Origin of the sequence: Streptomyces eurocidicus, assembly GCF_002891295.1 — a bacterium.
Lineage (GTDB): Bacteria > Actinomycetota > Actinomycetes > Streptomycetales > Streptomycetaceae > Streptomyces > Streptomyces eurocidicus.
This window is the reverse complement of the sequence record NZ_LGUI01000002.1, coordinates 1,096,203-1,111,457: the sequence shown is the minus strand read 5'-3', so window position 1 is coordinate 1,111,457 and position 15,255 is coordinate 1,096,203. Positions and strand designations below refer to the sequence as shown.

At 70.1% G+C, this 15,255-nt stretch carries 10 protein-coding genes, 1 tRNA gene and 3 pseudogenes; 8 read left to right on the top strand and 6 right to left on the bottom strand.

Annotated features, from left to right (window positions below; genetic code table 11):
* Positions 1-628: 628 nt before the first annotated feature.
* From AF335_RS09640 to AF335_RS09635, 3 genes and pseudogenes are all read left to right on the top strand, one after another.
* The gene (locus tag AF335_RS09640) at positions 629-3,262 is read left to right on the top strand and encodes a DEAD/DEAH box helicase (protein ID WP_102917837.1); all 2,634 of its coding nucleotides are present in this window, start codon (positions 629-631) and stop codon (positions 3,260-3,262) included.
* A 95-nt stretch (positions 3,263-3,357) separates the two neighbouring features.
* Entirely contained in the window at positions 3,358-3,591 is a 234-nt protein-coding gene (locus AF335_RS34010; RefSeq protein WP_146045486.1) for a hypothetical protein, read from the top strand.
* A 132-nt stretch (positions 3,592-3,723) separates the two neighbouring features.
* Positions 3,724-4,541 (top strand): annotated as a pseudogene (locus tag AF335_RS09635) (IS5 family transposase).
* Positions 4,542-4,675: 134 nt separating this feature from the next.
* On the opposite strand, the gene AF335_RS09630 reads toward AF335_RS09635, so the two are convergent.
* The 5 genes and pseudogenes from AF335_RS09630 to AF335_RS09605 form a co-directional block, all read right to left on the bottom strand.
* Positions 4,676-4,749 (bottom strand) — tRNA-Met (locus AF335_RS09630).
* A 64-nt stretch (positions 4,750-4,813) separates the two neighbouring features.
* Positions 4,814-5,393: pseudogene (locus tag AF335_RS35505) on the bottom strand (transcriptional regulator).
* A gap of 277 nt (positions 5,394-5,670) precedes the next feature.
* Positions 5,671-6,270 (bottom strand): hypothetical protein, encoded by a 600-nt coding sequence (locus tag AF335_RS09615; RefSeq protein WP_102917836.1) that lies wholly within the window; start codon positions 6,268-6,270, stop codon positions 5,671-5,673.
* A 768-nt stretch (positions 6,271-7,038) separates the two neighbouring features.
* Positions 7,039-7,560: a protein-L-isoaspartate O-methyltransferase family protein gene (locus AF335_RS09610; protein WP_102917835.1), complete on the bottom strand. Its 522-nt coding sequence runs from the start codon at positions 7,558-7,560 to the stop codon at positions 7,039-7,041.
* Positions 7,561-8,587: 1,027 nt separating this feature from the next.
* Positions 8,588-9,430 (bottom strand): NmrA family NAD(P)-binding protein, encoded by an 843-nt coding sequence (locus tag AF335_RS09605; protein ID WP_102917834.1) that lies wholly within the window; start codon positions 9,428-9,430, stop codon positions 8,588-8,590.
* A gap of 91 nt (positions 9,431-9,521) precedes the next feature.
* Between AF335_RS09605 and AF335_RS09600 the strand changes: the two genes are divergently transcribed.
* From AF335_RS09600 to AF335_RS09580, 5 genes and pseudogenes are all read left to right on the top strand, one after another.
* Complete coding sequence (locus AF335_RS09600) at positions 9,522-10,469, top strand: AraC family transcriptional regulator (protein WP_170127647.1); 948 nt, start codon at positions 9,522-9,524, stop codon at positions 10,467-10,469.
* A gap of 484 nt (positions 10,470-10,953) precedes the next feature.
* Positions 10,954-11,106 (top strand): annotated as a pseudogene (locus tag AF335_RS35500) (hypothetical protein); the annotation flags it as partial.
* Positions 11,107-11,232: 126 nt separating this feature from the next.
* A complete protein-coding gene (locus tag AF335_RS09590; RefSeq protein ID WP_146045485.1) occupies positions 11,233-11,724 on the top strand; it encodes a hypothetical protein in 492 nt (163 codons plus the stop codon).
* A gap of 180 nt (positions 11,725-11,904) precedes the next feature.
* Positions 11,905-12,864: a D-2-hydroxyacid dehydrogenase family protein gene (locus tag AF335_RS09585; protein ID WP_102917831.1), complete on the top strand. Its 960-nt coding sequence runs from the start codon at positions 11,905-11,907 to the stop codon at positions 12,862-12,864.
* Between the two features lie 615 nt (positions 12,865-13,479).
* Complete coding sequence (locus AF335_RS09580; RefSeq protein WP_376697862.1) at positions 13,480-14,685, top strand: IS110 family RNA-guided transposase; 1,206 nt, start codon at positions 13,480-13,482, stop codon at positions 14,683-14,685.
* On the opposite strand, the gene AF335_RS09575 is transcribed toward AF335_RS09580, so the two are convergent.
* A complete protein-coding gene (locus AF335_RS09575) occupies positions 14,678-15,163 on the bottom strand; it encodes a hypothetical protein (RefSeq protein WP_184743845.1) in 486 nt (161 codons plus the stop codon). The two genes, AF335_RS09580 and AF335_RS09575, sit on opposite strands and share 8 nt — an antisense overlap.
* Between the last annotated feature and the right edge of the window lie 92 nt (positions 15,164-15,255).

Below are 15,255 nucleotides of genomic sequence, written 5' to 3'. Positions count from 1 at the left end.
TCCGCGATCCGGCCCCAAGGAACACGCTCCGCGCGTTCCTTGGGCTGGCTAAGGGGTGGGGGCGCGCGGTCTGCTCCGCAGACACGACGCGCCGTCGCTACGCGACGGAAAGACAGCACCGCACTCCGTGCGGTATTCCGGGACTTCGTCCCGGGAATCCGGGCCACTCCGTGGCCCGGGAGGCCAACTCCGTTGGCCTCGGGCTCGGATCGCTCCGCGATCCGGCCCCAAGGAACACGCTCCGCGCGTTCCTTGGGCTGGCTAAGGGGTGGGGGTGCGCGGTGTGCTGACTTCAGGTCAGGGGAATCTGTGTGCACATGCCTTGGTGTGGGGGAGTGTAAACGGTCGGGGAGGTTCGCCGCGAAAGTCTCAGCCCAGCAGGAACGAACATTTTAGAACACTTCCAACAGTAAGCATGCGTCATCTCTCTATGCCCGCTACCTTATGGAGAGATGGGCCACTACCCTTCCGGCATCGGAAGGAATCAAAACGAACGCCAAAGGCCGCTCAAAACACCGTTCAGAGGGGCTGGGAAATTCGCTATCCCTGCTCCCGATTTTCGGCAAAACAAATTCTAGCGGACTGGGTAAGCATCAGACGCCAGCGAGGAAGAGGAAAGAGAAATTGCATGTCGGGGAAAGAGCTATTCCCGCATCAGGTGGAAGCCGTCGATGCCGTCCTCCGTGCCCTGCAGACACCCGACAGCGGACACATGCCGGCTGCGGGACTGAGAACCCAGGTCATCGCCGCGACCGGCTCGGGCAAGACACTCATCGCTGCTGAGGTCGCCCAGAAACTCGGCGCAAAGCGAGTGCTGGTCCTGGTCCCGACCCTGGACCTGCTGACGCAGACTGCGGCCGCGTGGCGGGAAGGCGGCCGCACGGGAGCGATGCTGGGGGTGTGCCGCCTGAGGGCCGAGGATGCCGATGGCATGCCCTGCACGACGGACCCGGCCGAGCTCGTGGAGTGGATGCGGGGGCTGGACCGGGTGACGGTGTTCGCCACCTACGCCGCCGTCGGCCGCGGCGTCCTCCAGCGCGCCCACGCGGCGGGCCTGGCCGTGTGGGACCTGATGGTCGTCGACGAGGCACACCGGACCAGCGGCGACGCGGGCAAACCATGGGCCGCCGTACACGACCAGACCAAGATTCCCGCAGCCCGCCGCCTCTGCATGACCGCCACCGCGCGCGTCTGGGAAGCGGCCGAGGGGGGCCGTGATGCGGCGCCGCGGCTGATCGCGAGCATGGACCCCGACTCCTCTGTATTCGGGCCTGTGGCGTTCAAGCTGAGCCTATCCGAGGCCGTCAGCCGCGGGCTAGTTGCCCCGTATCAGGTGGTATGTATCGATATTGCCGACCCTGAGCTTCATGAGGCTCACCAGACCGCCGGCCCCGGCTCGGACACCGTGCGAGGGACACGGCTGACCGCGCTGCAGACCGGTGTGCTGACCGCAGCGGCGCAGGAGGGGCTGCGGAAGGTGCTGACGTTCCACAGCAAGATCAGCGAGGCCGAGGCCATGGCCACCGGCTTCGTCGGGACCACATGGAAAACATGGGAGGACGACCCGGACCGGTTCCCGCGACCGGACCGGGTGTGGGCCGACTGGCTGTACGGCGACCACCCGCCCCGCCACCGCCGGGCCGTGCTGGAGGAGTTCGCCTCCGACGTCATCGAGGGCGGGCCCGGCGACGAACCCCAGCCAGCCGCGCTGCGCGTACTCAGCTCGGTCCGCGTGCTCGGAGAAGGAGTCGACACAGCCCAATGTGATTCCGTCGCCTTCTGCGATGCACGAGGGTCAATGATCGACATTGTGCAAATGGTCGGACGCGCACTCCGCATCCGCCCCGGAGAAGGGAAAATCGCGTCACTGATCGTCCCGGTATTCCTCGCTCCCGGCGAGAAACCGAGCGATCTCCTGACATCGGACGGGTATGCGACCCTCGCAAAGGTCCTCGGGGCGCTGCGCGCACACGACACCGACACCATCGAAGCTCTCGCCGACTCCCGCAAACGCAGCGGCAATTACCCCGCCCGCAAGGCACGAGAGGACGCCAGCCCAGAGGGCACTGGTGACGGCCCAGCCGGACCCGGCGACCAGGCGGACGACGCCGACGCCGCCGAAGGGCCGGCCGCTCACCTGGTCGACGGTGCTGCTGATCAGGTGGGCCCGAGTGGGCCAGCGCGGGAACTGCTGAAGTTCAGCACCCCCAGGGACCCGGCGGCCTTGGCGCAGTTCATCCGGCTCCGAGTGATCAACCCCGAGACGACATTCTGGCGGCGCGGCATCGAGGCAGCCACCCGCTGGATCACCGAGACCGGGGCGCAGCAGCTGCGGGTTCCCTACGGGTACGTCACGCCGGCGGAGTGGAAGCCCGCAGGGTTCCCACTCGGGACATGGCTGGCTGACCAGCGGAAGTTCGCCAAGGCCGGCAACCTCGACAGGACCCGGGTCGGGGAGCTCGACCGGCTGGGGATGGTGTGGTCGCACCAGGACGTCGCGTTCGCAGAAGGACTGACTGCCGCGCGCGCCTGGGCGGCGGTTCACGGGCATTTCCTCCCGCCGGCCACGGCTGTCTGGGACGGGTATCCGGTCGGGACCTGGGCGAAGAACTTGCGGACATCCGCCCGGCTCGCGGATGCCATCGCCGAACGCCGCCAGGCCGGCCTCCCCGTCGGATCCAGGGCCAAAGCCCTGACCGAGGCACGGCGGGAAGCGCTGGAGGACGTCGATCCCGGCTGGTGCCCCGCCTGGGACACCGGGTGGCAGCGCTGCTTCCGACTCGCCCAGGCACACGTCGAGGGCGGCGGGGTCGTGCCGACAGTTCCGGGCCAGGTGACCGTGCAGGGCGAAGACCTCGGCCGCTGGGCCCAAGCCTGCCGCCTCGACTGGGACAGCCTCATGCCCGTCCAGCAATGGCTCCTCGAGAACGTCCTCGACCTCACCCCGGCCGGGCAGGACGAACGTCCCGTGAAGCGCACGCAGGACGACAAGTGGGCCCTCAACCTTCGGGCAGCACGGCAGTTCCACGCCCGGGAAGGGCACCTCAACGTACCCCGCAAGCACGTCGAGCACCTGGAGCCGGAAGACGGACCTGCGGGCCGCCAGGGCGGTACTGAGGAGCTCCTGGCGGTGAAGCTCGGCATGGTCCTCGACAACACCCGGCGCAGGGCAGACAAACTCACCGAACAACGCCGCACCGACCTCAACGCACTCGGCATGCGATGGTCGGCCACCACGGCGGCCAGAAGGAGCCCCCGGTAGAGACCAGACCGCAGATAAAGGGCAGCGTCGGTGACGGAGCAGCAGGCGCTGCACCGGGCGTTCCAGGGGTCCGGTGCTGGGCCTACCGTGTTGTCATGACCAGCCGTGGCAGGCAGCATCGGGATGGTTCCGCCAAGCGCGTCCAGCTCACCAGCGGTGATCACACCGGGCCAAAAGATAAGAAAAAGCCCAAGGCCAACCGCAAAGGCAAGGGGCTCAGCGCGGAGGAGAAGAGGGCTGCTGCGCTACGCGAAGTGGAGCGCTTCCGGCAATCCATACGCGCCAGCGAGCTACGCCGGAAAGCACGCCAGGAAGTGCCGGAGCGGTAGGACCATGGTCGAGAGACCTGGGGCGTGGCGCGCGCCAGGACCTCGGCCTGAGCATGTGCTGGTTGGCTTTACTGGCTCTAACAAAAGCTGTTGATCGTGTGACTGTGGGCTTGTCTGCTCGTTGGTCTGGCCGTGGGGAAACGTCAGTCGCGGCCGTGGATCGTGTCGGATGAGCTGTGGTCGCTGGTGGAGCCGTTGCTGCCCGGGCCGGGGCCGAAGCTGGTGGAGGGCCGGCCGAGGGTGCCGGATCGGCAGGCGTTGTGCGGGATCCTGTTCGTGCTGCATACGGGCATTCAGTGGGAGTATCTGCCGCAGGAGTTGGGCTTCGGCTCAGGTATGACGTGCTGGCGGCGGCTGGCCGCGTGGAACGACGCCGGCGTCTGGGACCAGTTGCATGTGGTGCTGCTGAGGAAGCTGCGGTCGAAGGGCAAGCTGGACTGGTCGCGGGCGGTGATCGACTCCTCCCATGTGAGGGCGGCCCGGCGGGGCCCAAAAGCGGGCCCAGCCCGGTCGACCGTGGGCGGCCGGGCAGCAAGCACCACGTCCTGACCGACGGACAGGGCATCCCACTCGCGGTGTCGCTGACCGGTGGGAACCGTAACGATGTCACGCAGCTTCTGCCCCTGCTCGACAAGGTCCCCGCCGTGGCCGGTACGGTCGGCCGCCCCCGCCGGCGGCCGGATGCCCTGCTCGCGGACCGCGGCTACGACCACGACAAGTACCGGCGCCTGCTCTGGCAACGAGGCATCCGCCCGGTCATCGCCGAACGGGGCAGGGAACACGGCTCCGGCCTGGGCACCTTCAGGTGGGTGGTGGAACGGACGATCGCCTGGCTGCACGGCTTTCGCCGCCTGCGGATCCGGTGGGAGCGGCGCGATGACATCCACGAGGCATTCCTCGGCCTCGCCACCTGCCTCATCACCCACCGTCACGTTAAACGCCTTTGTTAGCGCCTCTTATTCAGCAGTCCTAGACATGAACGAAGCCAGCTGGTCCAGTACTGCCTAGGACAGGAGTCCTTGATTGGGGCGGCCGGAAATGCAGGAGGGCCCGGATCCCATCGGATCCGGGCCCTCTTCAGCAGTAGCGGGGACAGGATTTGAACCTGCGACCTCTGGGTTATGAGCCCAGCGAGCTACCGAGCTGCTCCACCCCGCGTCGGTGATCCCCACAGTACGTCATCACAACGGGCGTCGGAGACCACCTCCTGCCGAGGGGGCTTCTACGCGGCGAAGCCGACGATGGTGACGTACTCGTACTGGCCCCACTGGCTTCCCAGATCCGGCAGGACATCGGCGGTCCACGCGGTGTCGAGGCCCTGGTGGTCGCCGGCCGCCCAGGAGCCGACGATCTTGTCCTAGCGACGTACGTTCATCGACCGGTACTCCACCACCCGCTGCAGCGGGCGCGGCACGCCGGACTGGTTGAGAGGGTGTATCTCCACCCGCTTCCCGCGCCCGTCGCGGTTGAGGCGGGCCAGGAGGTGCCGGGCGACGTTCTGGCGGCGCACCGCCCGGTACGCGGCGTCGATGCGTTCCAGGGTTGGTCTTCGTCGGGCGGCGTTTGCCCTCCAGCCATGCCTTCAGGGTGCGGTCGGTGACCGTCAGCCCGGCGGCCTTGACGGCCTGACGGCTCTTGCCGGACCTGGTCAGGTAGTGCAAACGCGCTGTCAGACCGCGCCTGGCCATGACGGGGGTGGCGACGCCGCCCGCGAGCTCGTCGAGCTTGCGGACAACCGCCTCACTGCCCTCCTTGATGCCCCGGGCGCCGAGCTTCCCGAAATCGAGATTCCTCTCCGGCACTGCTCCTCTCCCTCCCCCTCGACAACACCCTCCTCGATAGGCGCAACGCCCTGAGCCGCTGATGTCGATGGGTGTCCTTTGCCACCGCGCCCGGAGACCGTGAAGAGGGGGCCGGTGGCGTTTCGGACCGTGCACGCGAGTGGGGGAACGGTCTTCGCGCACCTGCCGGATCTCGGCTGCGGGCAGGCGTGGGAAGCGGTGTGGGAGGTGAGACCGCCCGCGCCGGTCACCTGTGCCGAGTGCCGGCACCCGATGTACGCGAAGAGCGCCGGCCTCGTCAGCCGATGGGCCAGCAGTTGATGGCGTCGTAGACCCTCTCGCCGCACTGGAACCTCATGCCGTACTCGCACTCGGGCATTCCGTGTGCCGCGGCCGAGTCCCACACGCCACCGCAGCAGCCCCAGCAACCGGTGGTCGGGCTGCAGCACGTGTCGCCGTCCACACACGGCCCGGGCGGGGGCGGGCATCCGGCCGCCGCGGAGCGTACGGGGCGGTGAGCATCCTGCCGAGGCAGCCACCGCCCGGCCGCCGGCTGTCCCGGCCGTTCCTGCGGCGCGGGCTGCCGAGACCCCCGTAGCTCCAGGACGGCCCGCAGCAGGCTCCCCAGAGCAGCGGCCTCCGGCGTACCGGAATCCTTGAGATGCAGCCGGACCAGGTGGTGCGCATGGTCGTCGCACGGGACCTGGCTGAGTGTTTCCACGCGTTCGATGAGCGTGACCGGAATCGCGGTCCAGTTCTTGCAGGCCGTTCCAGGGGCGAACTGGATGGCATCCGGTTCGTCAGCGGTCTTGGCCATGCCGATCAGGGGTGCGGTGGGAGTGAGGGAGTCGGATGCGAGCGCCCGATGGAATTCTTCCCCGGTGAATGACCTGCCCATGACGTAATCCTGTCGCTATGGACGGTGACGCCCTGATTCATTCCCCTTGTGCGTCTTGATCACCCCCGGCGCCGGTGAGGCCGCCCGACTCGCGGCCGCGCTGGCCCGACCTCAGGTCCCCCCTCCGGTGCGGCAGCGGGCTTGCCGCCGCGCCGGGTGAAGTCGCGTGCCTGGCGGCGGAAACGGCGCAGGACCAGGCGCGGGGTTCCGGTCTCGGTCATCGGCGCGGTGTCACACGGCATGGCCGGTGCGGGTGCTCAAGTTCTGATCGTTCGGGTCTTGGCCGGGTTTACCGGCCGGGACGGGGGATCCCGCGGACAAGCGGTGCCGCGCCCAGGGGCCCGTCCTTGATCCAGAGCCGGTGAGCCGCCGGGATCGTGCGCAGCGCCTGGTGCACGCGGCCTGCTGGGCGTGGTGCAAGTCAGTGGGCAGGTGTGTGGCGGCGGCGTCCCCGCTGTCGCACCGCCCGGAGCGCGGAGCTGTTACCCGGGTCCGGGGCGAGGCCGGCCCCGGTCTCCTCGCCGTCCGCTGCCGCTTCGGCGTTGTCCGGCGGCAGGCCCGCCAGGAGCACGGCCTCGGGCACCGTCCGCGCCAGGCCCCTCCTGGCGCCCGGTGCGGGACTCGCCGTCCGGCATCGCGAGGGGTGCGAAATAGCGTGCCTGCGCCCGGTGGTCCCCGCCCAGGGGATCACCGCCTCGCAAGGCCGCGTACCCGGCTGCCGGAAGAGCGGTTCGCCCCCTGGCCGAAGCCGCACCCCGACGCCGTTCTTCAGGCTGATCCGGTCCGCAGGAGGATGCGCTGTCCGTGCTGGTCGGCGTGTACCTCGTAGTCGCGCCACCGCTGTGCGTCGATGCCGGCCGGCCAGCCGAAGTCGGTATGGGGGCGGGGCAGGCGCCGGCCCCGCAGGCGCATGAACTCCACGGTGGCGACGGGGCGTCCGGCAGCGGAGCCGTGACCGGTGCCGGTCATGCGGACGGTGATGTCGTGGCCGGCGGGGCTGTCCAGGGGGGCCACGAGGGCGCCACCGGGGCGCAGTTGCCGTAGCCAGGCCGGGGGGATGCGGCGGACCGAGGCGGTGCACACGATGCGGTCGTAGAGGCGGCGGTCTGAGGGGTCGCCGTGTTCTCCGTCCGCGGTCAGCACTCGTGCGCGGACGCCCGCGGCGTCGAGGCGCGCTCCGGCCTGGGCGGCGATCGTCTGATCGATCTCGATGGTGGTCACGGTGTCCGGGCCGGTGCGGTGGGCCAGGAGGGCGGTGTTGTAGCCGGTGCCCGTCCCGATCTCGAGCACGCTGTCCCCGGGGCGGGGGGGCGAGGTGGCGCAGCATCTCGATCACGACGGTGATGCAGGAGATGCTGGAGGTGAAGGTTCCGGTCGCGGGTCCGTCCGGGGGGATCGCACCGTCGTCGATCTGGGTGATCAGCGGGGTTCTGAGCAGGTAGACCGCCTTCAGCCAGCGTTTCGGGTTCTTGTCTCGGTCGATGAGGAGGTAGTGGCCGTCCTCGTCCGGGCGGGGCCACCAGAGGCGGTCCGGGACGAAGTGCTCCCGCGGGACGGAGGCGAAGGCGTCACGGAGCCAGGGCAGGCCGCCGAAACAGCCACGCGGGCTTTCCTCCAGTTCCCGCACGCACCGTGCGCGCAGGGCCTCAGCGTCCACTACGTCAGACCGCCTTGCCCTCCGGGCGGCTGGTCATCGTCTTCCTCCGGCAGCGGTTCCTCCTCGGGCACAGGGTTACCGGGGTCGCCGGGGCTCGACTGCCGGCCCCAACTGCCCACCCAAGTGCCCTCGGATCCACGAGGCATCCCACAGTAGGAGCAGGACCGGTGACAGGGCGGCGGGTTCGGGGACACCGGGTCCAGGCGGAGCCGGCGCAGCACCCACTGGTGCGGCTCGGCTCCGGGGCCGCGGCAGGGCCGTCGCTGTCGCCGGCCGGGGGTACTCGCCCCTGGGGTGTCGCCGCCTGTGCCGGTGAGGATGGTTGGCCGGGGTGGCGGGGCCGGCGGGTGCCGGCCCGTACCACCGCCATGGCCCGGCTGTGCCGCAGGCCGGCGGGCATGGACGGTGCGGCGTCTGCCCCGTCACCTCGGGCATGCCGCGGCGGTCCTCGTGTACGTCGTCGGGTGCTGGCCCGGTGCCCTTCCCCGGCCTCGTCCAGGCCCTCGACGTCCTCCGCGAACCCCGTGCCCCGGCCGCCGGGATGGCAGCGCCGCCTCTTCACTGCCGGCGGTCGGCTGAGCCGCGGCCACCCGTCAAGGACGGCTTGCCGCGGCTGCCCCGGTGGCCGTGAACCGTCAGGACCGGGGCCTGGCCGGGGTTTTACGGGGCCGTGCGGGCGTGGTGCCGGGCGAAGTCTTCGAGTGAGTGGGCGCGGCGCCCGGTGAGGCGTTCGACGGTGTCGGTCACCGGGATCAGGAGCTTCCCTGTGGAGAGCTGGATGTGGGTGTTGGCCATGTGCCGGGCGTGTTCGAGGGGGAATCCCATCGCCGTGAGGTCGGTGACGAAGTCTTCCGCCGGGATGGAGGTGTACTGGATGTGCCTGCCCAGGGCGGTGGTGAGGGCGGCGGCGACCTGGTGGTGGGTGACGGCCTGCGGGCCGGTGACCGGGAGGATGCCGGCCGGCCCGTCCCCGGCGAGGGCTTCGGTCGCCACGGCGGCGATGTCACGGCTGTCGACGAAGGGGAGCCGTCCGTCGCCGGTGGGGAAGCGCAGGTGCCCGGCGGCGGTCATCGCGGCGAAGCCGCCGGTGGTGAAATTGTCCATGAACCAGGTGGGCCGCACGATGGCCCACTCCACCGGAAGCCGGCGCAGGGCCTGCTCGGCGACGGGCTGGAGTGTGCCCGCGGGGGCTGTGTCGACGTCCATGGCGGACAGCAGCACGATCTTCTTCACGCCCGCGTCCGCGGCGGTCCGCAGCATCGCGGGGGCCTGGTCGAGGATGCCGGGGTGCTCGGCGGGCAGGACGATGTAGGCGGCGTCGGAGCCGGTGAAGGCAGGGGACCAGGTGTTCCGGTCCGCCCAGTCCATCGGGACCCACTCGCCCGGTCCGGCGTCCCGGCGGGAGGCGGCGCGTACGCGCCAGCCGCGCTTGATCGCCTGGTCGCTCACATGGCGGCCGGTCTTGCCGGTGGAACCGGTGACCGTCACGGTGTAGTCGTTCATGCCTCCCACGCTAAGCAGTTCTTTTGATACTCAGAATGGCTCTGTGGCTCACAATGATGTCCATTCGTATCAGCGTGGGACACTGGTGGACATGGATGTGCTGACGGACGTACTGGCCACGACACGCACCGGCCAGGCCGGATCGGTGCAGACGACGCCGCGCGGCCCGTGGGCGATGGAGATCAACGACCCGGACCGGACCGGCTTCCACGTCGTCCTGGAGGGCACCGCCGTCATCTGGGAGACCGACCACCCCCAGCACGTGATCCGGCTGGGCCCCGGAGACATCGTGCTCTCCCCCGCCGGGAAAGGGCACGTCATCGCCGACGCCCCCGCCCTCGGCCCGGCGGCGGCCGGCCCCGGTCACCCGGCCGCCGCCGACGCGGTACTGCTGTGCGGGTGGTTCGAGCACGGCGCGGCCACCGTCCACCCCCTGCTGGCCGCCCTGCCATCATTGCTGGTGGTCCCCGCCCGGCGCGGCCGCCGCCGGGACCTGGCCGGAGCCGTCGACCTCCTCGCGGCGGAGACCGCGACGCCCCGGCCGGGATCGGACGCCGTCGTCGCGCGACTGGTCGAGATCCTTCTCGTCCTGGCCGTACGGGCATGGCTGGACGGGCAGGCCGACGACCACTCCTGCCCGCCCTGGCTGACCGGCCTGCGTGACCCCCTCACCCACCGGGCCCTTCAAGCCCTCCACGACGAGCCCTCCCGCCCCTGGACCGTGCAGACCCTGGCCGATCACCTCCAGGTCTCCCGGCCCACCCTGGCCCGCAGGTTCGCCGACCACCTCGGCGAAGGACCCATGTCCTACCTCACCCGCTGGCGCATGACCCTCGCCGCCCAGCACCTGCGCGACACCGACACCCCCGTCGAGACCATCGCCCGCCAGAGCGGCTACGCGTCCCCGTACGCCTTCAGCAAGGCGTTCACCCGCGCCCACGGACAAGCCCCTACCCGATTCCGCCGCACCGCCCGAGACCACCAGGCCCCGGCAACGCCGGCCGACAACGTGGCGCGCCCCTCCGTGCGAGCCGGGTGACCCGCGTTACCACCCCGGAGAACACGACGGGCCAGGATCGGATGACCGCCTCGCACAAACGGGCACGAGTCATCAGTCTCAAGGGCTACGAGGCGGTGATGGCCGGCCACGACAGCGGTCTGCTGCGCTCCGGCCACTTCCACCGGCTTCCGGGCGGCCGCATCGTTCTGGTACCCGCTCTCGGGGACGCAGCCAGCGATTCGCCTCCGTTCTCAGCGAGCGCGGCGGGGACGACTTCGTGCTCCACGCCGGACAGGACCTGCCGACCGGCTCCGCTCCGCCCGCCACCTCGGCCACAGGCGTCACTCTCTGCCTGGGAGAGAACTTCGCCTCCCGCGCCGCCGGGCCGAAGGCGGCCTTGCCCCTCCGTGTTGGAGTCGTGCCGTATCGAGTGAAGACCGGGCTCGTCCCTCCCCTCGTAGTGTGGAGTCCGTGTTTGCAGGGGAAGTCGGGGTTCGCGGGGTCCAGGTAACGGACGTATGCGCCCGAGTTTCGTGAGGGTGCCGTACGCATGGTGATCGAGACGGGCAGGCCGGTCCCGGAGGTCGCCGGGCAGCACGGCGTCGCGGGCGAGCGGGCCACCGCCCAGGCCCGGCGCGCCCTCGTCGCCGCCTTCACCGGCCGGCCAGGGATATGACGAACCCTGCTCTGGATTCGCTGTACAAGCGATCTTTACGCTGGGACCGTACGGGCAGTCGAACTGTCCGTACAGCGCCGGTCGGAGACCCGCCCCGGGTGCCTTGCCGAAGTCAGGAGCCGAGCAATGGTGATCGCTGCCCTTGGGGAGGCAGTCGCGGTCTGCCGATCCCGAACCGCTCCCGGTCCCGCACGAGTGGCGGAACGGGCAGGCACCTTCGAAACCGGCCTGCTCGCCTGCGGGCTGTGCGGCCTGCTCCTGCCGGGCGGCGCAGAGCAGACCTCCTGCAGCTGCGCCACAGGATGTCTGCCCGAGCTCTCAGCCGAGGAGCTGGACATCCGCATCGTGAAGAAGGTACTTCCACGCGCACCCTCCGCCCGGGCCTGTCGCGAGCCCGGAGCCGCGCAGGAGGTCCCGGCGGCCGACGGGATCGAGCCGGAGCTCAGCGTCCCCGTCTCAGCCAAGCACGCGCCGGATCGGTTGCAGCGCTCGATGACCGGCACCCAGCGTCGCGGCATCCTCACCACGACTCTCAGGTCAGCAACGGTCCACCCGGCACTGCGACCAGGCGGATGCCCGGGCGCCGGCCTCACCTACAGCCGGCGCGAGCTGCCGTGACCCCCGCCCGGTGCGGCGGTCATGCCCGCTACTGATCCGCAGTTGCCGGGGACAGCCGCCCGTCACGACGGGGCCATCCCAACCCCTGCCGGCTACCCCGGCAGGAGACACCATGCCCGGTGGCCCCGGTCCCGGAGTGACCCCGGCCGCACCCGACACCACCGAGGGAGAAGAGCAGTCATGACACTACGTTGCGCCGTACTTGATGACTTCCAGTCCGTAGCGACCACCATCGCCGACTGGTCACCACTGGCCGGGAAGGTCGATGTCGTCACCTTCCCCGACCACTTCGCCGGCGAGAGCGAACTGGCCTCGGCCCTGGCGGAGTTCGACATCGTGGTCACCTTGCGGGAGCGGGTGCCCTTCCCCGCGTCATTGCTCGCCCGTCTGCCGCGGCTGCGGCTGCTGGTCGCCTCGGGGATGCGTAATTCGGTCATCGACTACGCCGCGGCGAGGGCGCAGGGGGTGACGGTGTGCGGTACGGCCAGTTCTTCGACTCCGCCGGTGGAGCTGACCTGGGCATTGCTGCTGGGCCTGGCTCGGGGCATCGTGCCCGAGGCCGAAGCCGTCCGGGAAGGCGGCCGGTGGCAGTCCACGGTCGGCGCGGACCTGCACGGCCGCCGCCTGGGCCTGCTGGGGCTGGGCAAGATCGGCAGCCGGGTGGCCCAGGTGGGCCTGGCCTTCGGCATGGACGTCATCGCCTGGAGCCAGAACCTCACCGAGGAACGCACGGACGAGGCCGGCACCGCGCTTGCGGCGACGAAGGAAGAACTGCTGGAGAGCAGCGACTTCGTCTCCGTCCACCTCGCCCTGAGCGACCGCACCCGCGGCCTGGTCGGCGCCGCCGAGCTCGCCCGGATGCGCCCGACCGCCTACCTGATCAACACTTCACGGGCCGCCATCGTCGACCAGGACGCCCTGCTGTCCGCCCTGCGCGCCGGGACCATCGCCGGCGCGGGGGTCGATGTCTTCGACACCGAACCACTGCCCGCAGACCACCCCCTGCGCACTGCGCCACGCCTGCTGGCCACCCCGCACCTGGGCTATGTCACCCGCGCCAACTACGAGAGGTACTACGGCCAGGCCGTCGAAGACATCCAAGCCTTCCTGGCGGGCTCGCCCGTCCGCCTCCTCGGCTGACTCCAGACCCGTACCACCGACGGGCCGCCCGGCCGAAACCTCGCACGCACCAGACCGTCCCTCCCGCCACCCACCCGTTCCCACCGGAGCACCGTCCTCGCGGAGCACGCCCGTACCGGCCGCCCGGGCCAGGGCCCAGCCGAAGTCGCCGACAGCCGGGGCACAGAATCACCGGGCACTCCCGCACCAGGGCCGGGTCGGGTGCCTGGGCCGCGTACATGCCGGCCACGGCGAGGGAGGCGAGTTCGGCGCCGGGGCGGCGGCCGGGGACGCGCGAGCGCGGGTGGGGCAGCATGAGCCACGGCCCGGCCAGGTCGCGCAGGCTCCGGCCCGAGGCCGGATCGCTGCGCCCGCCGGGGGCGGAGCATCCCCCCCCCGTTACCGTCTTCGTGGCTCCGCAATGGGGCCACCGGCCTTCGGGTCCGGCATGACTTCCCCCCCCTTGTTGTTGATGATCCGGGGGGGTGGTGTCACCGGGCCCGGAGGCATCGACGGACCGCTGATGAGGGGCTTGAGCACCGGCTTCACCCGAGTCGGAAGAACTCTCCGTAACGTGGATGTGGCAGCTCGGTGCCGAGGCAAGGCCGGACGAAAGCGTGATGGAGGGGCCTGCACGTGATCGACACCGGCGACATCGACGTCTTCCTCGGCCTGGACGTCGGCAAGGGCGAACACCACGCCACCGCCGTCACCCCGACCGGCAAGAAGGCCTTCGACAAGCGCCTGCCCAACACCGAACCCAAGCTCCGCGAGCTGTTCGCCAAGCTGCAGGCCAAGCACGGAACCGTGCTGGTCGTGGTGGACCAGCCGGCCTCGATCGGAGCCCTGCCGCTGGCGGTGGCCCGGGACATGGGCTGCCCCGTCGCCTACCTTCCGGGGCTGACGATGCGGCGGATCGCCGACCTCTACCCGGGCGAGGCGAAGACCGACGCGAAGGACGCATTCATCATCGCGGACGCGGCCCGCGCGATGCCTCACACGCTGCGGGCGATCGACGGCGAGGACGAGACGATCGCCGAACTGGAGATGATCGTCGGGTTCGACGACGACCTCGCCGGAGAGGCGACGCGGGTCGCGAACCGGCTGCACGGCCTGCTGACCCAGATCCACCCGTCGCTGGAGCGGGTGCTGGGGCCGCGGTTGCAGCACCCGGCTGTCCTGGCCTTGCTGGAGCGGTTCGGGTCTCCGGCCCAGATCCGCAAGGCCGGACGGCGGCGGCTGGTCACGCTGTTACGGCCGAAGGCGCCACGGATGGCCGAGCGGCTGGCCGAGAAGATCTTCACCGCTTTGGACGAGCAGACCGTCTCCGTTCCAGGGACTGAGGCAGCCGCGTTGATCGTCCCGAGCCTGGCCGGATCGCTGGCCGCCGTCCTTGATCAGCGCAAGTTGCTGGCCGGGCGGATCGAGGAACTGCTGGAGACTCACCCTCTTTCGAAGGCCCTGACGTCCATGCCGGGCATCGGCGTCAGGACCGGAGCCAGGATCCTGATCGAGGTCGGCGACGGCAGCACCTTCCCGACCGCCGGCCACCTCGCCGCCTACGCAGGACTCGCACCCGCGACCCGCAGTTCAGGGTCCTCGATCCGCGGCGAACAGCCCTCCCGAAGGGGAAACAAGCAGCTCAAACGGGCCTTCTTCCTCTCCGCGTTCGCGGCCCTGGGTGACCCGGCATCGAGGGCCTACTACGACAAGAAGATCGCTCAGGGCAAGCACCACACCCAGGCCCTGCTCTGCCTCGCCAGACGACGAGCCGACGTCCTCTTCGCGATGCTCCGCGACGGAACCTTCTACGAATCCAGGCCAACCACCGCGGTCACATGACCACCGGGTCAGCCAGGAGGACGACCCGATCGGTCTCGACGTCGAAGCCGAGCACCGGGCGCTCATGGCCGCCCTGCGGATCCATCAGCACCGGCTTGCCCAAGTGCCGCCCGATCTCCCGAAGGAAGCCGCAGAACACATCCAGTCGCTCCTGACCCTGCAACTCCCGCAGGTCAACATCGAAGTCGATGACCTCGTCGTCAAGGAAACGGAAGATCGCCAGCGCATCTAGAGCCAGCCAGACCCGCAGATACGGGCACTCAGCGTCCGCCGGACGGGACAGCACGCTCGCCGCCCGAGGCACCGGCAGCACCGTCTCGCCTTCCGAGTACTGGCACCTCCAACCCCTCGCCACGACGAGATCGAGGACCGCCTGCCAGTCCTCCACCGAGGCATCAGGGACCCGCAGATCCGGCAACGACCCCATCAGGTCCGGGTCGAAGAAACAGCTCACGTCATCCCACAGAAGATCAGCCACACCGCCATGCTGCCCGGCTCCCCGACCCAACGCAGCCCCGTTTCCCTTGACCAAAGAGATAGGGGCACCCCCCCACACACAGCCACGACGTG

Coding starts and splice junctions, on each gene's coding strand:
- AF335_RS09640 (WP_102917837.1), top strand. CDS start 629: ATGTCGGGGAAAGAGCTATTCCCGCATCAGGTGGAAGCCGTCGATGCC.
- AF335_RS09600 (WP_170127647.1), top strand. CDS start 9,522: ATGGATGTGCTGACGGACGTACTGGCCACGACACGCACCGGCCAGGCC.
- AF335_RS09585 (WP_102917831.1), top strand. CDS start 11,905: ATGACACTACGTTGCGCCGTACTTGATGACTTCCAGTCCGTAGCGACC.
- AF335_RS09615 (WP_102917836.1), bottom strand. CDS start 6,270: ATGGGCAGGTCATTCACCGGGGAAGAATTCCATCGGGCGCTCGCATCC.
- AF335_RS09605 (WP_102917834.1), bottom strand. CDS start 9,430: ATGAACGACTACACCGTGACGGTCACCGGTTCCACCGGCAAGACCGGC.
- AF335_RS09590 (WP_146045485.1), top strand. CDS start 11,233: ATGGTGATCGCTGCCCTTGGGGAGGCAGTCGCGGTCTGCCGATCCCGA.
- AF335_RS34010 (WP_146045486.1), top strand. CDS start 3,358: ATGACCAGCCGTGGCAGGCAGCATCGGGATGGTTCCGCCAAGCGCGTC.